Origin of the sequence: Hafnia paralvei (assembly GCF_020150375.1) — a bacterium.
GTDB lineage: Bacteria > Pseudomonadota > Gammaproteobacteria > Enterobacterales > Enterobacteriaceae > Hafnia > Hafnia paralvei.
In genome coordinates, this window is sequence record NZ_CP083737.1 from 2,441,254 (window position 1) to 2,461,760 (window position 20,507).

The 20,507-nt window shown below is 43.0% G+C and carries 20 protein-coding genes and 1 pseudogene; 5 read left to right on the forward strand and 16 right to left on the reverse strand.

The genetic code is table 11. The annotated features are described in order from the left end of the window. The first annotated feature begins 37 nt into the window (after positions 1-37). The 3 genes from K9N75_RS11575 (at position 38) to K9N75_RS11585 (ending at position 1,985) form a co-directional block, all read left to right on the forward strand. Positions 38-262, forward strand: a complete 225-nt coding sequence (locus K9N75_RS11575; protein WP_008813503.1) for a hypothetical protein — start codon at positions 38-40, stop codon at positions 260-262. Continuing rightward, the gene (wzzB, locus tag K9N75_RS11580) at positions 252-1,214 is read left to right on the forward strand and encodes an LPS O-antigen chain length determinant protein WzzB (RefSeq protein WP_130974577.1); all 963 of its coding nucleotides are present in this window, start codon (positions 252-254) and stop codon (positions 1,212-1,214) included. Before K9N75_RS11575 ends, wzzB begins: the two co-directional genes overlap by 11 nt. A gap of 243 nt (positions 1,215-1,457) precedes the next feature. Next, the gene (locus K9N75_RS11585; protein WP_130974576.1) at positions 1,458-1,985 is read left to right on the forward strand and encodes a GNAT family N-acetyltransferase; all 528 of its coding nucleotides are present in this window, start codon (positions 1,458-1,460) and stop codon (positions 1,983-1,985) included. A gap of 156 nt (positions 1,986-2,141) precedes the next feature. Here the strand turns inward: K9N75_RS11585 and K9N75_RS11590 are convergent, their stop codons facing one another. From K9N75_RS11590 to K9N75_RS11655, 14 genes and pseudogenes are all read right to left on the reverse strand, one after another. Next, the gene (locus K9N75_RS11590; RefSeq protein ID WP_130974575.1) at positions 2,142-2,558 is read right to left on the reverse strand and encodes an RbsD/FucU domain-containing protein; all 417 of its coding nucleotides are present in this window, start codon (positions 2,556-2,558) and stop codon (positions 2,142-2,144) included. A 55-nt stretch (positions 2,559-2,613) separates the two neighbouring features. Beyond that, entirely contained in the window at positions 2,614-3,378 is a 765-nt protein-coding gene (locus K9N75_RS11595; protein ID WP_008813507.1) for an SDR family NAD(P)-dependent oxidoreductase, read from the reverse strand. A 17-nt stretch (positions 3,379-3,395) separates the two neighbouring features. After that, positions 3,396-4,725: pseudogene (locus tag K9N75_RS11600) on the reverse strand (MFS transporter). A gap of 64 nt (positions 4,726-4,789) precedes the next feature. Continuing rightward, positions 4,790-5,359: a gluconokinase gene (locus tag K9N75_RS11605; protein ID WP_130974574.1), complete on the reverse strand. Its 570-nt coding sequence runs from the start codon at positions 5,357-5,359 to the stop codon at positions 4,790-4,792. Between the two features lie 98 nt (positions 5,360-5,457). Then, on the reverse strand, positions 5,458-6,504 hold the full coding sequence (locus tag K9N75_RS11610) for a LacI family DNA-binding transcriptional regulator (protein WP_130974573.1): 1,047 nt from the start codon (positions 6,502-6,504) through the stop codon (positions 5,458-5,460). A 628-nt stretch (positions 6,505-7,132) separates the two neighbouring features. Then, the gene (locus tag K9N75_RS11615; RefSeq protein ID WP_224451624.1) at positions 7,133-8,083 is read right to left on the reverse strand and encodes a hypothetical protein; all 951 of its coding nucleotides are present in this window, start codon (positions 8,081-8,083) and stop codon (positions 7,133-7,135) included. 800 nt (positions 8,084-8,883) lie between these two features. Continuing rightward, positions 8,884-9,534 carry a cell envelope integrity TolA family protein gene (locus K9N75_RS11620; protein ID WP_115348343.1) on the reverse strand — a complete coding sequence of 217 codons (651 nt, stop codon included), beginning with the start codon at positions 9,532-9,534 and terminating at the stop codon, positions 8,884-8,886. Next, complete coding sequence (locus tag K9N75_RS11625; RefSeq protein WP_115348342.1) at positions 9,531-9,935, reverse strand: hypothetical protein; 405 nt, start codon at positions 9,933-9,935, stop codon at positions 9,531-9,533. Before K9N75_RS11625 ends, K9N75_RS11620 begins: the two co-directional genes overlap by 4 nt. Positions 9,936-10,181: 246 nt before the next feature. Continuing rightward, positions 10,182-11,132: a hypothetical protein gene (locus K9N75_RS11630; RefSeq protein ID WP_224451624.1), complete on the reverse strand. Its 951-nt coding sequence runs from the start codon at positions 11,130-11,132 to the stop codon at positions 10,182-10,184. A gap of 800 nt (positions 11,133-11,932) precedes the next feature. Further along, positions 11,933-12,583: a cell envelope integrity TolA family protein gene (locus K9N75_RS11635; protein WP_115348343.1), complete on the reverse strand. Its 651-nt coding sequence runs from the start codon at positions 12,581-12,583 to the stop codon at positions 11,933-11,935. Beyond that, complete coding sequence (locus tag K9N75_RS11640; protein WP_115348342.1) at positions 12,580-12,984, reverse strand: hypothetical protein; 405 nt, start codon at positions 12,982-12,984, stop codon at positions 12,580-12,582. Before K9N75_RS11640 ends, K9N75_RS11635 begins: the two co-directional genes overlap by 4 nt. Before the next feature lie 445 nt (positions 12,985-13,429). Then, the gene (locus K9N75_RS11645) at positions 13,430-14,062 is read right to left on the reverse strand and encodes a CatB-related O-acetyltransferase (RefSeq protein WP_064573848.1); all 633 of its coding nucleotides are present in this window, start codon (positions 14,060-14,062) and stop codon (positions 13,430-13,432) included. Between the two features lie 303 nt (positions 14,063-14,365). Then, complete coding sequence (locus K9N75_RS11650; protein WP_071603099.1) at positions 14,366-15,826, reverse strand: AMP nucleosidase; 1,461 nt, start codon at positions 15,824-15,826, stop codon at positions 14,366-14,368. Positions 15,827-15,900: 74 nt separating this feature from the next. Continuing rightward, a complete protein-coding gene (locus K9N75_RS11655; RefSeq protein ID WP_096080821.1) occupies positions 15,901-16,392 on the reverse strand; it encodes a MarR family winged helix-turn-helix transcriptional regulator in 492 nt (163 codons plus the stop codon). A 98-nt stretch (positions 16,393-16,490) separates the two neighbouring features. Between K9N75_RS11655 and K9N75_RS11660 the strand changes: the two genes are divergently transcribed. Both K9N75_RS11660 and K9N75_RS11665 read left to right on the forward strand, forming a co-directional pair. Beyond that, positions 16,491-17,330 carry a DMT family transporter gene (locus tag K9N75_RS11660; RefSeq protein WP_039186696.1) on the forward strand — a complete coding sequence of 280 codons (840 nt, stop codon included), beginning with the start codon at positions 16,491-16,493 and terminating at the stop codon, positions 17,328-17,330. 119 nt (positions 17,331-17,449) lie between these two features. Further along, positions 17,450-17,722: a hypothetical protein gene (locus tag K9N75_RS11665; RefSeq protein WP_008813525.1), complete on the forward strand. Its 273-nt coding sequence runs from the start codon at positions 17,450-17,452 to the stop codon at positions 17,720-17,722. Positions 17,723-17,781: 59 nt separating this feature from the next. Here the strand turns inward: K9N75_RS11665 and tehB are convergent, their stop codons facing one another. Both tehB and K9N75_RS11675 read right to left on the reverse strand, forming a co-directional pair. Next, positions 17,782-18,396, reverse strand: a complete 615-nt coding sequence (gene tehB, locus K9N75_RS11670) for a tellurite resistance methyltransferase TehB (protein WP_008813526.1) — start codon at positions 18,394-18,396, stop codon at positions 17,782-17,784. A gap of 209 nt (positions 18,397-18,605) precedes the next feature. Next, positions 18,606-20,393, reverse strand: coding sequence for a methyl-accepting chemotaxis protein (locus tag K9N75_RS11675; protein ID WP_008813527.1), 1,788 nt, complete (start codon positions 20,391-20,393; stop codon positions 18,606-18,608). Between the last annotated feature and the right edge of the window lie 114 nt (positions 20,394-20,507).

Here is a 20,507-nt window from a genome sequence, read left to right on the forward strand (position 1 = left end):
AGCACGTTAAATTGCCATTGCAGGTAGTAGAAAAATAATGGCTACCTATACTTACAAATACGGAAAAATCTTAGATGAAATAAAGGCTCAACAGAGTTTTGTCCGATTGAGTATCGATAAGGTATTTAGTACTATCAGCGGTCATATTCGTACGCGATATATCAACCGCCAGCTATTAGCAATGGCGGTATATTATTCGGTAAAAGAACAAATATTAGCTAGAACAATTAATAATATGTATGGGAAATCCTATGAGTTTTGAGCAAAAAAACAACAGCGATGAGATTGATCTGCTCGATCTGCTGCTACAGCTATGGAATGGAAAGAAGACCATCATTGCCGCCGTATGTATTGCTATTGTTTTAGCTATCGGATACATCGTCATCGCAAAAGAGCAATGGACGTCGACAGCGATAATAACGCCTCCACAGTTAGGTCAGTTAGCCGACTACCCAACGGCGGTTGCTGTTATTGACCCTTCAAATAGCAAGGATATTAGCAATGATGTATTTGCTAATTTCGTATCACGTATGTCGGCGGAAACTTTAGCCTTTATGCCTGAAAAACCGTTAGATATTAAACCGACAAATTCGGGCAGCAAAGACTCCTTCACCGTAAGCTTCAGCGCAGAGACGCCAGAAGAAGCTCAAAAATCACTGTTAGCGGTGCTGAGCAAGGTCAATAAGGAAACATCTAGCAGTTTTTATTCTAATGCAAGTAAAGCGCTACAGGTGAGAATGGATGCCATTAACACCTCACTCGATGCCCAACTTCAAACTGCCGAAGCGAAGAAAAATCGTCGCCTGACGGCATTAACAGAAGCACTAAAAGTTGCTGAAGCGACTGATACCAAAAATGTAGCGGTTAAAGAAGTGAACGGACTGTCTGATGATATGCTATTCATGCTCGGAGAATCTGCTCTCAAGACTTTAATAAATAACGAGTCAAGCTGGCCATTATATTTAAGCGATAGCTATTACTCCAATCGTGAAACGTTGCAAGCATTGCAGAAAATTAAGCTAAGCGATACGGGCAATGATAAGTTTGAGGCATTCTCGTACTCGCAGAAGCCTTCGCTACCTATGATCAAAGATGCACCAAAGAGAGCACTCATTCTGATTCTGTCTGTTTTACTTGGCGGACTGATTGGTGCAGCGATTGTTTTGATAAAAGGCTTCTTACGTAATATGAAGGACAAGAATCAAGCGGCATAACGCCGAGCGTTTAGAGCGTTTAGAGCGTTTAAGTTGATTGGAATTTGAACGCTGGTATGTCACAGATCCACCGAGCAAGCTTTGCGTAACACGACGCGGAGATTGCCGGTGGATTTTTACTTCTAAAGTCATCAAATTGTCGCTCATAAATAGTCGATACACCCGCAAAACATCTGCCGCGTATTTTCATTATTATCCATCCTGTTATAGTTAATCCATCCTACATAAACCTGAGAGATAGAGATGTTTAGCATTACGCGTATAACAAACATGGATGAAAAACTCTATACGTTGACAGATCATCTTTATGCAAACGCATTTCCTTATCATGAAAAACGAGAGGAAAGGGCGAAACACTCGGCTTTGGCCAATCCTGCATATCACCTAGAGGCATGGGAATTCGACAACACGTTCGTCGGCTTTATCGGCTACTGGATGTTTAAGCACTATGCATACATTGAACATCTAGCAATTGATCCTAGCGTTCGTTCGCGAGGATTTGGTAAACAAATACTCGAACATTTCTTAGCTCATCACCCGCAAACGGTGTTGGAAATTGATCCTCTAACCTCGGAGATTGCTCATCGCCGACTGCGCTTTTATCAAAGCTTAGGATTTATTCAAAATGACTTTGTACATCATCATCCGAGCTATCATGCAGAAATGAGTGATCATCAATTAATCGTACTTAGCAGTAAGCAAGCATTGTCAGATGAGCAATACACTACTTTTTGCCACGACCTTCGTTTTGTGGTGATGGACAGTGTTTAGTCTTATCAATAAATATCTCAAGTAGCGATGCTCTTGGCGAAAAGTACAGAATGTTGTTGTTTTGTCTATTATGTAGTGTGATAAAGGGATGTGTGAGTTACCTTACTTCGGCTTTATACATCCCTTTGTATTATTATTTCTTCAACGCGAATAACATTATAAAACTGGGGCTATGGTAAGAAGTAGATTACCAAATCGACGTTGCTCTCCTGATGCAATCACTAATAATGTTTGATCAGATTTGACTTGATTATAGAAATCTTGACGCGGCAAGTATTCTATCGGACAGTTTTCTGGAAGTATCTGCCGATATTCAGATTCAATCGTATTTATAAAGTCAGAGGGATAAGCCATTAAAACTGCTTTTTCAACATTAATACTGGTAAGGACCTTTTCTAGAATTAATGTTGCAGGTATAACTCCCGGTGTTAGATTTAAATAAATAACCGTTGCCTGACGAGGAGCGTTCGTGATGACTGAGTAGTTGCTATCAGCAATCAGCACCTGTGTTTTATGGCCACATTTAGCGAGCGAGCATAGCAGCTCAGGGTGAATGAGTTCTGATTTAATCATAATTATTCTCGGATGAATAAAGGCAGTCGCAAATTGACGGCTGCCTGTAAGTGAATTACATACGGTAAATCCCACCGTTTATATCGATAGTCGCGCCAGAAATAAAACCATCATATTCAGCGGCAAGGAAGCTAATAACTCGAGCAACATCTTCAGGTGTTCCCGCTCTACCAAGGGGAATGGCCTGAATCGTCTGTTCTGCTGACTCTTGGGTGGTATGACGATTGTGAAAACGCGTACCGAGAATCAAACCGGGGGCGACGGCATTTACTCTAATGCCATGTTCGCCGAGTTCTGCTGCTAAAGAGCGAGTCCAAGTCAGTACAGCGCCTTTCGTCGTGGAATAAACTAGAGACCCTGAATGTCCGCCAGAACGACCAGCTAAGGAAGCCAGATTGACAATGCTAGCGCCATCAGCCGATGATTTTAAGAAAGGTAGCGCAGTTTGTGTCACATTAAGCATCGTTGTCATATTCACATCGAGAACGGTCTGCCAGAATTGATGATCAATTTCACCTAACCATTTACGGCCTACTATTCCCCCAACATTATTGATTAATATATCAATTCCTCCCAAAAATTCGGCTGCAGTGTTAACACAATGCTCGGCCTCCTCAGAATTAATCAGGTCAGCATAACCATAGGCAGCTTTTTGCCCCAATGAATGAGCTAACTCCGCCAACGCTTTAGGACCTTCTTCACCGCTATGGTAGTGGAGATAAATATCGCAGCCGGATCGAATTAATTGTTCAGCTGTAGCTCGCCCAATCCCTTGTTCTGCACCTGTAATAAAGACTTTTTTACCTGCTAGAGTTCCCATAATTGATACCTCGTGTGTTAGTTTTTTCCTGAAAAGGATTCGGATTGAATAACGCCTTCACGCTGTTTGGCGCAGTAAAAAATGCAAATGAGACCGGTAACCAATAGGCATAAAGATAAAAAGATGAGACCTGGCATGCTGCTATGAGTCATATCGTTGAGTACGCCAACCACATAGGGGGGCAACAAAACCGCCGATATTACCGATACAACTTACGACGGCTAATCCGGCTGCCGCTGCTGCGCCTGACGAAATATTGGCCGGCATAGATAAAAATGGGGGAACGGAGGTATATATTCCGATAGCGGCAATACATAGAAACGATAGTGAGACAAACACGTTGTATTTAAAGAAGATCACAGCGCCCACTAAGCCCATCGCCGCAACAACCATGCTGATACCGGCAAACACGCCGATTTTTCGAGTTTTACTTGCCAACAGGCTCCAGGGATAGACTAATAATGCTGCAAGACCATAAGGAATTAGGGCCATCAGACTGACTTTAAAGATATCGTCGCCTGAGATAGCAGTGATGATCGAGGGAAGCCACATGCCAAAACCATAAATCCCACACACCATGCCGAAATTCAGCATTGCATACAGTAGATACTTACGATTTTTAATTCCATTAAAGAAATCAGACAGCGTAATTTTTGACCCCGATTTGGAGCGCTCGGTGCTACTCATCAACCACGCCTTTTCTTCAATATCTAAATAATTTACTTCCTTTGGAGAGTTTTTGATAATAAAAGGAATTAGCAATCCAATAATAATTGGCGGAATACCTTCTATGATAAACAGTAATTGCCATGGTTCCAAACCAAACCAGCCTTGATCTATATTCAGAATAAAACCAGAAATAGGAGAGCCGATCGCATTAGAGAGAGGTTGTACAATAATAAACATACCTAAAATTCTTGTGCGATACTTTTGTGGGAAAAATACTGTAAAATAATAGACTACTGAAGGGAAAAAACCGGCCTCACAGACGCCAAGCATGAAGCGACAGATATATAATTCCATTGGTGTTCTAACAAAACCAAGCAAAGTTGCAAACACCCCCCATGAAATTAAGATCCTCGCAAACCATATACGTGGACCAAATTTTATGGTTCCTGCATTGCTTGGTATTTCAAACATAAAATAGCCAATAAAGAAAATACCTGAGGCGAATCCAAAGGCAGATGCTGTTAAACCAAGGCTGTCCTCTAATGCCATAGCAGCATAGGCCATATTATTACGGTCAAGAAAAGCTAAAAAATAGAGCAATATCATTAATGGGACAATGTGTAGTGTAAGTTTTTTTATTGCACTACGTTCAATATCCTGCGGAGTTCTTTTATTCATAATGGATATTTCCAATGGGCTAGCATTAGCAAGTTGCTAATGTATTTTTTAATTTTCGCTGCAATTAACGATTGGTTATATTTATTTGTCTAATACACTCAGAAACCACTGAATCTAATCTGTGATTAATATCAACTGTAATAATATCTTTCTCATCAACATCAGGAGTTTCTAGGGTATTAAATTGTGAGTCCAGCATTGTATCTTTAAAAAAATGTCCCTTACGCTTCAGAAGTCGTTCTTTGACAACATCCTTACTACCGCTGAGGAAAATAAAATGTATCCCCGAGTTATTTTGTCGCAGTATATCCCTGTATTTTTTCTTAAGGGCAGAGCAGACCATCAATGAATTCTGGTTCGTGCGCAACATGGCATAAGCGGCCTGATTTAACGCCTGTAGCCAAGGTAAGCGATCATCATCATCAAGCGCTTGGCCATTCGCCATTTTATCCACATTATGGCGGGGATGAAGAAAATCACCATCAAGAGATGGAATATTCAATGCAGATGATAGTCTCTGCGCAACTGCGGATTTTCCACAACCAGACACGCCCATTAATATCCATAGTTGGTGATTTTTATGTGGTTTTTCCGATATTATATGACAGTCTGATGATGTTTTTTTTGCACTCATAGTGTTGCTCCTCTAATTTTTATTAAAAGATATTTAGGCAATGAACTCATCGCTAAGAAAGAAAACTAATTTAATATATGACTACGTTATTTGGTTATTTAGCTAGTTAGCGGTCTTACCGATTTTCTATTGATGAGCATTGGAGTAAAAAGATATTCTCTGATCGGTAATGAAGGCTCGGCAATTCTATTTATCAGTCGTCCCACCATTCGCTGTGCCATTTCTGCAAGCGGGGGCATAACGGACGTTAGAGCAGGGGAGCTAAGGTTAGATAACGAAATATTATCGATGCCAACCAATGATATATCGTCTGGAATACGTATACCCGCAGCTTGCAAACCGACCATCAATCCGATTCCCAAAGCATCATTAATTGCTACAATTCCGTCAGGCAGTATAGGAAGCTTGAGGATCCTAGGTGCCAATATTAATCCCAGCTCAAACATCTCAGTATCGCCATACTCGCTGCTGGCTTTACCTTCAATAATCCGAGACTGAAACGGCAAGTTTTGCTGACGTAGCTCAGACAGAAATCCATCAATCTTATGGCTACGGCTTAGTGTCAGCGTCGTCTCTGTGGCAAAAAATATATTTTTGCAGCCGCGCTCAGCGAGATGGCGTGTGGCTAAACGACCTGCTTCAATGTTATTCATTGAAACGCTATCAAAAATATGGGCATGGTTAGATATGCCATCAGGAGAATGATTATCATAGCTGACAATAACCATTCCTTTTTCAGCGGCGCGAATAAAATGAGTCTTCCTGATGTCACTTGCTGCAACAATGATCCCGCGTACACCGTGTGAAAACATATCCTCAATGAATGCACGCTCCTCGTCCTCTTGGCGGTAAGAGTTTCCCAACAATACTCGATAACGAAATACTCTAGCGGCTAAATCCACTTCATGAGCTAATGCAGAAAAACTTGGATTAACAATAGAGGGTACCAGTAATCCAAAAATCTTATTTTTTTCATCGCCAGCCGATGGCAGGCTCCTTACTGGACGATAGTTGAGATCGCGTATTGCTTGTTCTATGCGTAACAATGTTTCTGTGCTCATTTGACTAACTCTATTATTCAGCACATTAGATACACTGCTGATAGATACTTTGGCTAGCCGAGCAACATCGCGAATATTTGCCATTAAATCTATCCTCTTATTTACTTCTTTCTGGCCATGTTCCTGATTCCCTAAACAGCAATCTATAAGGGATATATATTCCAAGCAAGCAGAAAGCGAATACATAAATAACTGAATAATACTTTTGTGAAAACTGTCATAACACTCGCGTTATGTTTACTAAACAGCAGAGGAGATTTGATGATACGTGGGTTGAGTAGGGAGAAGACATAAAGACGCCATGGAGCCAAATGATACCTTGCCGACCGTTACAGAGAACATCAGGAACCAATGATGGGCCTTTTCGGCGCGAATCAATCAAGCAAAAATCTGAGGCTACAATGTGAAAGCAGTGAATGCAGCAGTAAGACTTTAACGCGCGAAAGATAACTGGAGCCAGAATCGCTTAAGCCTGGAAGAACAAAGATGCAAAACCGACATGTCTAGTCTAGAGTTTGACGGACTGGCTAGGAGGAACGTCAGCATGGTAACCATGACTAAAAATCTGTAAATTCCATCTAATGACACCTTGGTTCGCATAATGTATTGAACATGTTAAATGGCTGCACGAAGTGCGGACATTTAGCCTTCATCCCGGAACTATCAGATGATTGTAAATCATTAATTTCTATACGTGTATTTTATAGCATCTTCATGAGCTTACAGCAATGCAGTCTATGGAAGGGTTTCTGCTTTCCCACCGACTCCTGAGCCAGTGAAGGTAGGAAACATATACTGAGGCATCGCCTTCTGTCATGTAACCATTTCGCTGGATTTTATGCGTCAGTGGATAGAATGCCACCGTTCCATAAGGGCTTTCAGTAATAATCACGTACATATTGCCATGAAGAACAACATCATATTTTATTCCGTTTTCCTTTATTGCATCCTCAGCCTCCTGTAGTAAATCTTCTCGCATCTTGTTTATTTCATGGTATTTCTCACCGGGAATCCTCATTGCAGATGCCCTCAATCCAGCTTCATGTGCATTATCAGAGGTGCTGATAAATGAAACGGTATCGGGAGAATAAATTCGCCGATGAAAATAGTCTTTATCCAGTTCATATCCTCCGGGATTATTTTTCCACAGAGCATAACCATGAAGTGCAGGGAGGTCATTGCAGAAATTCTGGAAGTCATGCCATCGTTCGCAGACCTTCACGCCTTTATAACCTTTAAAAAATGGTTTTCCTTCGCTGTTTATCGTGTAGCATCTTGCCAACATGTTATGCCAGAGAATGAATGCTCTCGTTCGCTGATGAGTTTTGACATTCTCAATAGTAGAATGTTTTCCATTGCCAATGTAACCCACATTATAATAACGAGGTTTCATTAACAATATTTGTCGTTCTTCTTCTGATGCAGGAAATACCTCATCAGAAATAGCGCCTGATTTTATATGAGAACCATAGGCTTCCTTTATAACGCCACTGTCCTTAAATTCAACGACATAATAACCACGTCTCTGGTTATCTTCCGAACGACCAAGGACGGAGCATTCCCCATCATTTTTAGTTGTAAATGTCGCTCCAGGATAAAGGGCGGAGTGTGTGTAGTTCTGATGGTAACGATTATTACGAGTTTTTCTTTTATATTTATCCACGGTAATATTTCCTGAATGATGGTAAAGGGGAAAAAGAATCAGGGCGGGTCCTCTTTTTCATTTCGCTATCTTTCAGGCAGGCTCTGGTAGTGGAGGCATGGATTAAATTTAAGAATAAATTCAAAAAATAAAAATATAAAATTTATCAGACGATGAGTTGTGACGAAAATTGTTACAGTCCGCCAGAAGACCTCTAAGGCATTACTGAGCAGGCACATGCAAACCTATCAATTAGCCCATTAATGCGTTCAGTGGGTGATGTAGCGTCATAAATGAAGCAGGAAAGGGGGCTTAAACAGTGACTGCGGCGCTATTATTTTGGCATACTCACAACTGTTTATTTATACAGTATCTGCATTTGTGAGTGCATAGTGACCAATGATTCTCTGTGCTTGCTTATGTGAGGTCCTGAATACTACCTACCCATCTGCATCGCTATTGTGGCGTTCGTGGCCTATGGGGGATTATGCGAGCTTTATTCTAATGAGGTGCCGTGTTGTATTCACCCGATAGGGTGGGTAAATAAAAAAACGAATATAATATATTTACAGAATTAAAAATCCATGATAGCATCGCCGAACGGTTTGCGGGGTTGATGTTATATATATTGTATCCTCTATTGTTTTATCTTAATCAGTCATCTGTACTATTAGGAACTTCATTTCTTTTAAATCTTTTAAGCCCTCCGCAGGAGAGCCATACGGCTTGAGTTGACAAAGAATAAATTAAAAAGAATAAATTAAAATAAAAGAGAGCCTCCACTAAAGTGAAGACTCATGTAAGTAAATTAGTAACTATTTTTAAAGATTGAAATCAATGGTTGTATTTCTAAATAATTTATACAGATTATCACTCATCGGGCTAAGCTTTATGTCTTTGGTTTTACTTAAAGCGAAAGAGCACGCGCTATTATCACCAGATTTAATTTTTGTTGATAATACCTCTCCTTTTTGAGATATCCATACATTTATTGAGCAACTCTTTCCAGTTGAATTAGGCACTCTAACCAATCTAGAGTCGAATGCGTTAGATATTTCATTGCGATATTTTTGTATTTCCTCTCTTTGCTTTATTTCATCCGTTGATGAGTTTTGTTTTATATTATTGTTGGTTTTAGATACTGGCATTCCAGCATCGCAGCCTGCGCTATATGCCTGAGCAATTTCAATGTATTCAGCTCGCTCCATTCCATGTAATGCGTTTGCCTGCGTACTGAATTTCGATTTCTTTTTTTCACAAATAGAGTTGCTTTTCTGTATTGAATCTCTGGCTCCATTAATACACATTTCATATACGACATCAGGGTTGGCTACTCTTGAGATATTTGCATGCAAATTGCATATTGCGCTAATTCTTATTTGCATCTGTGATGAGGTTATCGCCACTGATGGATTTGAAAGCAACAAGCCAAGTGCTGATATAATCAAGGGAAGGGCGGTTAACTGTTTCATTCGGCACCTCCCTGCAAAATACATTCAAGTCCCATTGCATCACCACCCCAGAGGGTTATGGTTGGCTCGCCGCCCGACACTCCCTGAGTGCTCATATCCATTGCGAGGATGTAGAAACTGTCCTTGTTAATATCAAATTCATAATTAACAAGTGGGCTGCCATTGGTCTGATAAACAGACTGTTGAATATCTTGAATGCGCTTCTGAGAAATCAGCTTGCCCCGATGGAACAGCTTTATAATGCCAGCGTCTTTTCCATAGCTCAAAAATCCACTATCAGTAAATCCCGTAACGTGTCGCTCAATACTCCAGCCATCACGACAAACAATGTTGTCTGCCAGTGCTAGCGCAGAAAAGGTCAGGCATGTAGTTGTAGCCAAAGCCAGTATTAATCGTTTCATTTAAATCAGGTCCCGAAGAAAAACAACCAGACGACCTGTAGCTCCAGTAAAAGGCCGCAAGACATTTCAACTGTTATGCGAACCAATTGCTGCAATGCCCACAGCTTAACGCACACATGTTGCTTGGTTCGCATAATGTATTGAACATGTTAAATGGCTGCACGAAGTGCGGACATTTAGCCTTCATCCCGGAACTATCAGATGATTGTAAATCATTAATTTCTATACGTGTATTTTATAGCATCTTCATGAGCTTACAGCAATGCAGTCTATGGAAGGGTTTCTGCTTTCCCACCGACTCCTGAGCCAGTGAAGGTAGGAAACATATACTGAGGCATCGCCTTCTGTCATGTAACCATTTCGCTGGATTTTATGCGTCAGTGGATAGAATGCCACCGTTCCATAAGGGCTTTCAGTAATAATCACGTACATATTGCCATGAAGAACAACATCATATTTTATTCCGTTTTCCTTTATTGCATCCTCAGCCTCCTGTAGTAAATCTTCTCGCATCTTGTTTATTTCATGGTATTTCTCACCGGGAATCCTCATTGCAGATGCCCTCAATCCAGCTTCATGTGCATTATCAGAGGTGCTGATAAATGAAACGGTATCGGGAGAATAAATTCGCCGATGAAAATAGTCTTTATCCAGTTCATATCCTCCGGGATTATTTTTCCACAGAGCATAACCATGAAGTGCAGGGAGGTCATTGCAGAAATTCTGGAAGTCATGCCATCGTTCGCAGACCTTCACGCCTTTATAACCTTTAAAAAATGGTTTTCCTTCGCTGTTTATCGTGTAGCATCTTGCCAACATGTTATGCCAGAGAATGAATGCTCTCGTTCGCTGATGAGTTTTGACATTCTCAATAGTAGAATGTTTTCCATTGCCAATGTAACCCACATTATAATAACGAGGTTTCATTAACAATATTTGTCGTTCTTCTTCTGATGCAGGAAATACCTCATCAGAAATAGCGCCTGATTTTATATGAGAACCATAGGCTTCCTTTATAACGCCACTGTCCTTAAATTCAACGACATAATAACCACGTCTCTGGTTATCTTCCGAACGACCAAGGACGGAGCATTCCCCATCATTTTTAGTTGTAAATGTCGCTCCAGGATAAAGGGCGGAGTGTGTGTAGTTCTGATGGTAACGATTATTACGAGTTTTTCTTTTATATTTATCCACGGTAATATTTCCTGAATGATGGTAAAGGGGAAAAAGAATCAGGGCGGGTCCTCTTTTTCATTTCGCTATCTTTCAGGCAGGCTCTGGTAGTGGAGGCATGGATTAAATTTAAGAATAAATTCAAAAAATAAAAATATAAAATTTATCAGACGATGAGTTGTGACGAAAATTGTTACAGTCCGCCAGAAGACCTCTAAGGCATTACTGAGCAGGCACATGCAAACCTATCAATTAGCCCATTAATGCGTTCAGTGGGTGATGTAGCGTCATAAATGAAGCAGGAAAGGGGGCTTAAACAGTGACTGCGGCGCTATTATTTTGGCATACTCACAACTGTTTATTTATACAGTATCTGCATTTGTGAGTGCATAGTGACCAATGATTCTCTGTGCTTGCTTATGTGAGGTCCTGAATACTACCTACCCATCTGCATCGCTATTGTGGCGTTCGTGGCCTATGGGGGATTATGCGAGCTTTATTCTAATGAGGTGCCGTGTTGTATTCACCCGATAGGGTGGGTAAATAAAAAAACGAATATAATATATTTACAGAATTAAAAATCCATGATAGCATCGCCGAACGGTTTGCGGGGTTGATGTTATATATATTGTATCCTCTATTGTTTTATCTTAATCAGTCATCTGTACTATTAGGAACTTCATTTCTTTTAAATCTTTTAAGCCCTCCGCAGGAGAGCCATACGGCTTGAGTTGACAAAGAATAAATTAAAAAGAATAAATTAAAATAAAAGAGAGCCTCCACTAAAGTGAAGACTCATGTAAGTAAATTAGTAACTATTTTTAAAGATTGAAATCAATGGTTGTATTTCTAAATAATTTATACAGATTATCACTCATCGGGCTAAGCTTTATGTCTTTGGTTTTACTTAAAGCGAAAGAGCACGCGCTATTATCACCAGATTTAATTTTTGTTGATAATACCTCTCCTTTTTGAGATATCCATACATTTATTGAGCAACTCTTTCCAGTTGAATTAGGCACTCTAACCAATCTAGAGTCGAATGCGTTAGATATTTCATTGCGATATTTTTGTATTTCCTCTCTTTGCTTTATTTCATCCGTTGATGAGTTTTGTTTTATATTATTGTTGGTTTTAGATACTGGCATTCCAGCATCGCAGCCTGCGCTATATGCCTGAGCAATTTCAATGTATTCAGCTCGCTCCATTCCATGTAATGCGTTTGCCTGCGTACTGAATTTCGATTTCTTTTTTTCACAAATAGAGTTGCTTTTCTGTATTGAATCTCTGGCTCCATTAATACACATTTCATATACGACATCAGGGTTGGCTACTCTTGAGATATTTGCATGCAAATTGCATATTGCGCTAATTCTTATTTGCATCTGTGATGAGGTTATCGCCACTGATGGATTTGAAAGCAACAAGCCAAGTGCTGATATAATCAAGGGAAGGGCGGTTAACTGTTTCATTCGGCACCTCCCTGCAAAATACATTCAAGTCCCATTGCATCACCACCCCAGAGGGTTATGGTTGGCTCGCCGCCCGACACTCCCTGAGTGCTCATATCCATTGCGAGGATGTAGAAACTGTCCTTGTTAATATCAAATTCATAATTAACAAGTGGGCTGCCATTGGTCTGATAAACAGACTGTTGAATATCTTGAATGCGCTTCTGAGAAATCAGCTTGCCCCGATGGAACAGCTTTATAATGCCAGCGTCTTTTCCATAGCTCAAAAATCCACTATCAGTAAATCCCGTAACGTGTCGCTCAATACTCCAGCCATCACGACAAACAATGTTGTCTGCCAGTGCTAGCGCAGAAAAGGTCAGGCATGTAGTTGTAGCCAAAGCCAGTATTAATCGTTTCATTTAAATCAGGTCCCGAAGAAAAACAACCAGACGACCTGTAGCTCCAGTAAAAGGCCGCAAGACATTTCAACTGTTATGCGAACCAATTGCTGCAATGCCCACAGCTTAACGCACACATGTTGCTTGGTTCGCATAATGTATATTATGTTAAATTAAGTCAATGGAGCGAAAACCTACGCTGAGTGCCTTTCCATCCCTTTCCCCTGTCAGTCTATCCTGAGTCATCATGCGTGATGAATGATTATGTATCGGTAACATGCCAACATCGGTAATGATATGCATTCTTTGCGTTGCGCTGTTATCACCAACGCTCGGTCACCTCTTTGTGATTGCGCTACGTGAAGTCTGAGATTTAAAACGTAGAATTTTGCCCGTCAGATTTTGTCAGAAAAGCTCGGAAAGACTCAAAGCACTCACTTATTGTCTTTTCCAAGCTTAATTGTACTTATGGGTTTGCAGACGCCCGCAGTGCAAACTCCAGCGCATCTAAATCATTCGAGCTTAGCAAGGTTCTGACGCTTTCAAGCTCGTCTTCAGATCTGTCGTAAATATTTAACGCTAGAATTCTACCAATATCGGATTCAGAGAACCGGTATTTAAGTATTTTGGCGGGATTACCCCCGACAACCGCATAGTCTGGCACATCTTTCGTCACGATACTTCCAGCCGCGATGATGGCACCCTCGCCTACGGTAACGCCAGGCATAATCATGCAACGCATTCCCAGCCAACAACCATCGTTAAGAACCGTGTCACCGCGATGACGATATGTATCCGTTATTGTCTCCATAAAGGGATAAAGACTAATAAAATCCATGCAGTGATTATGATTACCGCCCATTAAAATAACGGACTCAGCACCAATGCAAACATAATCTCCGATTCTGAGTTTATCGATCTTGCCTAGCGGCTCCCAGCTTTGGCTAATCCTATCGCCGTGTAAATATCGAACAACCGACTTCTCAAATCCATTGTCCCAGCAGTCACTGTAATAACTGTGAGTGCCGCTAACTAAAATGTTGGGATTCTTTACGGTCAGGTGTAGATATTCCAGTTTTGACCAATGCTTTTCTTTCATGACTCATCCTTCTATTAATAAGAGCCACGGAACGATTTTTCGTGGCAGTAATTACTCGTTCAGATAATTACTGCTATCAGAGATCCGGGGATGTTTCAGCAATGGCTGATATAGAAGATGCATAGGGATAAACCTGCTTTCAATGAGTATTGTTATAATATCAAGCTCGGACACGTTATAAAACCGTTCAGCATAGAGACAACGCTACGTGAAATCTGGAGTTTTAACAGTGTAGTGATACACGAGATTTTACACAGCGCGATCACAGAAAAGCCCACTTTCGTGGGCCTATCTGCTTAATACTTAACGGAACGGCGGCTCATTGAACGTACGTAGCTTACGAGAATGAAGTTTATCGCCTTCGGCTCGCAGCAAATCAATCGCGCGGATGCCAATTTGTAAGTGTTCAGAAATGGCACCTTCATAGAAATGATTTGCCTGTCCCGGCAGTTTGATCTCACCATGCAGCGGTTTATCAGAAACGCACAGTAATGTTCCGTACGGAACGCGGAACCGATATCCCTGAGCCGCAATCGTAGCGCTTTCCATATCAACCGCTACGGCGCGACTCAAGCTAAAACGCAGCGCTGATGCGGAAAAACGCAGTTCCCAGTTACGGTCGTCGGATGTAACAACGGTACCGGTACGCAAACGCTGTTTCACCTCTTCACCAGGCATCCCACTCACGGCTTTAGTAGCATCATATAGCGCGCGCTGAACTTCAGCGATGCTTGGGATTGGAATATCTGGGGGTAAAACCGCATCTAAAACATGATCATCACGGAGATAGGCATGCGCCAGTACATAATCGCCAATCGACTGACTTTCGCGCAGCCCACCACAATGTCCAATCATCAGCCAAACATGCGGTCTTAGCACCGCTAAGTGATCGCAAATTGTCTTGGCATTTGATGGACCTACACCGATGTTAACCAGTGTGATCCCCTGCCCGTTAGCCGAAATCAGATGGTACGCTGGCATCTGATGTTTCTTCCACGCTAAGTCAGACGTGGTCTTTTCTGGATCTGCCGTTTCGGCCGTAATATAGCTTCCACCGGCGCAGGAAAGTGCTTCATACGGGCTGTTAGGATCAAGAATTTGTTCACATGCCCAGCTGACAAACTCATCGACATAGCGACTATAGTTGGTGAACAAAATATAAGGCTGAATATGTTCCGCAGGCGTACCGGTATAATGTTTGAGTCGAGCGAGCGAGAAATCTGTCCGCAGCGCATCAAAATGTGAAAGTGGGAAGAAATCGCCGCCGGTCTCCAAACCATCGGTGATCCCATCACCAATTTGCGCTAAATCGGTGGTAGGGAAATGCTGCGCCAGCCCTGCGGTCATGGTTCTGTCGAGGATGAGGTCGGAACCATCAATAACAAATGGATATGGCATCTCTTGTTGTGACGGTGTCACTTCAAAGCTAGCGCCATACTCCGTTTCTAGCAGCGTTAACTGTTCTGAAAGATACTCTCTAAACAGAGCTGGACGTGCAATCGTAGTGCTGTACTGACCGGTGCGAGAAAAGCGCCCATAGGCGCGAGTTCGCAGATGATCGCGGAATTTTCCGTCCCAACTTACGCTCAGCTGTGGATAGGCAAACAACCCTTTTGCTCTTGCACCAACATCCGGCAGCTTACCATCGCTGATGTAATCACTGATGGCGGTACGCAAGGCCGCCAGCGCTGACTCATACAGTGCTTCGAGTCGATCAAGTGCTTCGGATGCCGTGAGATGCATTGTCTCTTGTGATTTATTCAAAATATCCCCTTAATGGCTCGCAAAGCTGTGGTTAAAACAGTATGGCGCATCCACCCATTTATTCAGGCTGATGTTTATTCTGCAGGCTCATTATGCAGCAACCAGCGACGCATTAGGCCTGCTAATTGTTGTCTTTCATCTGCGCTGAGGGGCTCAAGGATCTGCTTTTCATTCTGCACATGGTGCTCAAGTGCTCTATCTATCACCTTTAACCCTTCTTCGGTCAGCCCAATTTTACAGCTGCGTTTGTCATGTTCATTGGGCTGTTTGAACACGAGCCCTCGTGATTCCAGCCGCTCCAGTCGCACTGACATCGCGCCTGATGAAAGCATTACCGTCTGATAAAGATCGGTGGGAGTAATCAGTTCACCACTTCTTCGCAACGTGGCCAAAATATCAAACTCGATAGTATCCAAACCATGCTGTTCATAAACCAGGGTCACTTTGCTTGATAAAAGCTGTCCCATGCGGGCCATGCGGCCAATGATCCCCATTGGGGAACAATCGAGGTCCGGTCGTTCACGCTGCCATTGTGCAATGATTTTATCTACGTGATCTTGTTCCATCGCCACCCTCCTATATGTCTTTTTAAAAAGATACTTGTTTTATTGTACTTTTGCCACTAACTTATCTTTTACAAAAGTAACTTTTCAAAAAGATATATATGAATATACTCATCGCTTTTATGGTTCCGTTGCTCTGGGGAAGTACCTACGCCGTTGTCGGTTACTTTCTACAAGATATATCACCGGTATGGATAGCCGTCTTTAGAGCCCTACCGGCTGGCCTTTTGTTGTTGCTTATCCATCGCGCGTTGCCACCGCTGAGGTGGAACCGAATGCTGGCAATAAGCCTATGTAATATATCTTTTTTCTTTGTTCTTTTGTTTATTGCGGCACACCGCTTACCGGGATCGGTTGCGGGAACGCTAGGAGCCACATTACCGTTGATGGTGTTGTTATTGCAATGGGTGCAAGAGGGAAAAAAACCTGCATTATCAAAGCTTGGCCTTGCCTTATTAGGATTATTTGGCGTGGTGCTATTGCTAAATCCATCGGCTAACCTTGACCCTATCGGCGTAGCAGCCGCGTTGCTCGGGACTCTGCTCATGGCGCAAACCTCACTGTGGATAGCACGCTGGCCAACTCACGATCAGCTTGGACTCGCCGCTTGGCAGCTTTTTCTGGGGGGAGTCATTTTGTTGCCGTTCGCGTTTATGTTTGCGGGTGCTCCGGCGCTGCCTACGCCAAAAACGTGGGTAGGTTTAATCTGGCTGGTCGTTTGCAACACGGCATTCGCCTACTGGTGCTGGACTCGATCTGTAAGCCTGCTCGGTCCACACACCATGTCGATGATTTCGCTGTTCAATCCGGTTACCGCTGTTCTACTCGGTTCTATCTTCCTCAGCGAGAGGCTATCTATCACACAATGGAGCGGCATTGCATTAATATTTATCTCCATCCTGTTGATGAAGGTAATTAAGACGAAACCTGTTGTGCTCTAGTGCCCTTTTTCATGGCACCATAATGAAAATAGCCCTCTATTGTTACGGTTCGTCACACAAATGCCACATGGAAATGCTATACATAAAGAGTAGTCATTCATTCCTCTCTGAGGTGTTATATGAATACTTTTGGTTTGACTCGAACCTATGCAGGAATATTGATTGTCGAAAACTGTCGCTGTGCGCAGTACGATCATATTGAGGAGAACTTCCACCTAGCCGTGCAGAAATATAGCTATTTGGTGCGGCCTGGAGAGCATATCGATGGGCCAGAATGGGTGAGTCGAATTCAGCAACGAGAATCAAACCACAATATTGACCACCTTCTTACGGCTATTTTAGCCATGATGCATAGTGACCCAGAAATCGAACATGAATGTGTTTACTACTAATCTTATGTGGAGCTTTAGCTCTTATCATGCCGCGCTAAAGCTCCTCTCATTACCGCACGTTAATTCACTTTTTTAGCTAGCATGGTCGCAAAGCGCATTTTGATGCGATTACCATTGGCATCGATGCGATGTAATTCCCCCACATCTTCGTTATATTTTGCAAACTCCCAGCCCGCATAGTAATTACGCAGTTCATCCGGTTTGAACGTAAACGAGAATGGTACGCTGCACGGGTAGTCTGGGCTGTCTACAGCCGCAACAATCAGGTTGTAGCCGCCGACGCGGGTGCTAGCCTGCATGTTGTCGATAATGGCAGGAATTTGTTGCCGATCGAGAAACATAAAAACCACGGTGGAGAGGATGAAGTCATATTCTCCGCTAAAACGCTGGGTGTTGAGATCGACTTCATGGGCTGAGATATTCACCAGCCCTTCTGCCTGAATAACCTCATTCAGGCTCGCGATGCTCATCGGATTTTTATCCCATGCGGTGACGTCAAAACCTTTTGAATTTAAATACAGCGAATTACGACCGCGACCACAGCCGAGATCTAACGCTTTACCCACCGGAACAATTTTAGCGGCGTTTAACACTTCTGAATGCGTGGCTGTCAGCTGATATTTGCGAGTGTAATAATCGCCATCACGAGCGGTAGTGTTGTTATCTGAGTTCATTAGGGTATCCATATCAATTACCAGAATTAATCGGGTAATTATCCCTCATTCTGTCGATAAATGCTTCCCTGCGTAGGCAAGTTCACCATTCCATGACAACCTCACGAAAAAAAAAATTATTAACCCCGTAGCCGCAGTAAACATTAGGCCTGACTCTCGGCATGATATTTATATCTAGCACACCAATAGTCAGACCCACTACCATTTCTCTAGACGTTGAACTGGCCTACCGCCCCCACCAAATCATTCGCCTGAGACAATAACGCCCCCGAGGCTGCGGTTGACTCTTCGACCAGCGCCGCGTTCTGCTGCACCATGGTATCAAGGTGAGTGACGGCCTTGTTGATCTCATTGATGCCACGCATTTGCTCATCGGCCGCGTTGGTGATTTCAGACATAATTGCCGTCACTGCCGAAACACTGGTGACAATATCGGTCATGGTATCGCTGGTTTGGCGTACCTGCGTTGACCCCGATGACACACTGCGCACCGTTGATTCGATCAGCGTTTTAATCTCTTTCGCCGCCTGAGCACTACGCTGCGCCAAGGTACGAACCTCGCCTGCAACCACAGCGAAACCACGACCTTGCTCACCGGCTCTAGCCGCTTCCACCGCCGCGTTTAACGCCAGAATATTGGTTTGGAAAGCGATGCCGTCAATCACACCGGTGATATCACCAATTTTACCGGAGGCCGTTTCAATGGACTGCATGGTGTTGATCACCTTAGCGATCGCTTCTCCACCGCGCGAGGCATCGGCTGATGCCGATTGTACTGCGCTGTTAGCCTGCTTAGCTGCGCCAGCGGATTGAGCCACCGTAGAGGAAATTTGTTCCAGCGCGGCGGACGTCTGCTGCAGATTTGCCGCAGCGGATTCGGTTCTGCTTGAGAGATCTTGGTTCCCTGAAGCAATCTCATTGGCCGCTACACGTACAGATTCGCTGCTGTTGCGGATTGTTTTCATCACCGCACTGAGCTTATCGACAAAGCGGTTAAAGGCACCGGCGATTTGCGATACCTCATCTTTGCCGTCCGTAGGTAAGCGCTGGGTCAGATCTTCTGTACCGGAGCTGATCGCATCCATGGCATCTCGAATGCGGATAAGCGGTTTTAGCGCGCGCTGGGCAATCACGCCAATGATGACGGCAGCAATCACGATAAGCACTAACAGCGTGACTAACGAGGTTGTCAGCAGAGAGCGCATACCCGCCGTAGCCTCAGTTTTATCCATTGCTACCACGGTAAACCATGACGTTCCCGCTACAGGCTGAGCCAGTAGAAGTTTTACGCTACCGCTAATTTCTGATTCAATCGGCGTACGGGCATTCAGCAAGCGTGATAAATCCAAGGTCGGCGCAATACTTCGAAGCGACTTTTGAGTCAGGGATTCATCTGGATGCGCCATAATGTTGCCTTCGGAATCAATCAACATGCCGAAACTGCTGTCGGTTAGATGAATTGAACGAACGTTTTCGATTACGCTGTCCATCGTCACATCCCCCTCGACGACCCCTTTAAGCACCCCATTTTCAATACTAGGTGCCGCAAAGGTAACCACCATTTTCTTGGTGTTAACGTCAATATAGGGCGCGGTAATAATTGGTTTACCTGCTTTTACTGCTTGTACATACCAAGGCCGAGTTGTTGGATCATAGCCTTCGGGGACGCTGTTAGGTACCGATGAAATATCAATTTTATTCGGATAACCAATATCGATTCCCATAAAGTTACCGCCGTTGGCAACCTGTACCATCAAAGGCATCGGATCTGGAGAAGTAACGTGCGGCGTCAACGATGCTACCAGATGGCTTTTGCTAGCCACCCAATCGGCGATAGCACGGTTGTGACTGGATGAAACGGCTTCAAGGGTACTGTCTATCGCGCTGTTATTGTATTTATTCGCGATGGAATAGTTGAGATAGGTGTTAATACTGAGAGAGCAAATAACAATGGCGGTGGAGGCTGCCAGAATACGTGAACGGATAGAGTCGAACATGATTGCTTGCCCTGATTAGAAGAGAGATATGCCAGACTTATGTTTTTTATTAAAACAGCTCACTAAATAACGGCCTCAAAAATTAAAACTTGAGTTATTTACACTATAAATAAA

Bases quoted from the DNA above. Each gene is read 5' to 3' on its own strand.
- K9N75_RS11675 (WP_008813527.1), bottom strand. From the start codon at position 20,393: ATGTTCGACTCTATCCGTTCACGTATTCTGGCAGCCTCCACCGCCATT.
- K9N75_RS11620 (WP_115348343.1), bottom strand. From the start codon at position 9,534: ATGAAACAGTTAACCGCCCTTCCCTTGATTATATCAGCACTTGGCTTG.
- K9N75_RS11655 (WP_096080821.1), bottom strand. From the start codon at position 16,392: ATGGAACAAGATCACGTAGATAAAATCATTGCACAATGGCAGCGTGAA.
- K9N75_RS11665 (WP_008813525.1), top strand. From the start codon at position 17,450: ATGAATACTTTTGGTTTGACTCGAACCTATGCAGGAATATTGATTGTC.
- K9N75_RS11595 (WP_008813507.1), bottom strand. From the start codon at position 3,378: ATGGGAACTCTAGCAGGTAAAAAAGTCTTTATTACAGGTGCAGAACAA.
- K9N75_RS11590 (WP_130974575.1), bottom strand. From the start codon at position 2,558: ATGATTAAATCAGAACTCATTCACCCTGAGCTGCTATGCTCGCTCGCT.
- K9N75_RS11660 (WP_039186696.1), top strand. From the start codon at position 16,491: ATGAATATACTCATCGCTTTTATGGTTCCGTTGCTCTGGGGAAGTACC.
- K9N75_RS11610 (WP_130974573.1), bottom strand. From the start codon at position 6,504: ATGGCAAATATTCGCGATGTTGCTCGGCTAGCCAAAGTATCTATCAGC.
- tehB (WP_008813526.1), bottom strand. From the start codon at position 18,396: ATGAACTCAGATAACAACACTACCGCTCGTGATGGCGATTATTACACT.
- K9N75_RS11575 (WP_008813503.1), top strand. From the start codon at position 38: ATGGCTACCTATACTTACAAATACGGAAAAATCTTAGATGAAATAAAG.
- K9N75_RS11625 (WP_115348342.1), bottom strand. From the start codon at position 9,935: ATGAAACGATTAATACTGGCTTTGGCTACAACTACATGCCTGACCTTT.
- wzzB (WP_130974577.1), top strand. From the start codon at position 252: ATGAGTTTTGAGCAAAAAAACAACAGCGATGAGATTGATCTGCTCGAT.
- K9N75_RS11585 (WP_130974576.1), top strand. From the start codon at position 1,458: ATGTTTAGCATTACGCGTATAACAAACATGGATGAAAAACTCTATACG.
- K9N75_RS11605 (WP_130974574.1), bottom strand. From the start codon at position 5,359: ATGAGTGCAAAAAAAACATCATCAGACTGTCATATAATATCGGAAAAA.
- K9N75_RS11645 (WP_064573848.1), bottom strand. From the start codon at position 14,062: ATGAAAGAAAAGCATTGGTCAAAACTGGAATATCTACACCTGACCGTA.
- K9N75_RS11635 (WP_115348343.1), bottom strand. From the start codon at position 12,583: ATGAAACAGTTAACCGCCCTTCCCTTGATTATATCAGCACTTGGCTTG.
- K9N75_RS11640 (WP_115348342.1), bottom strand. From the start codon at position 12,984: ATGAAACGATTAATACTGGCTTTGGCTACAACTACATGCCTGACCTTT.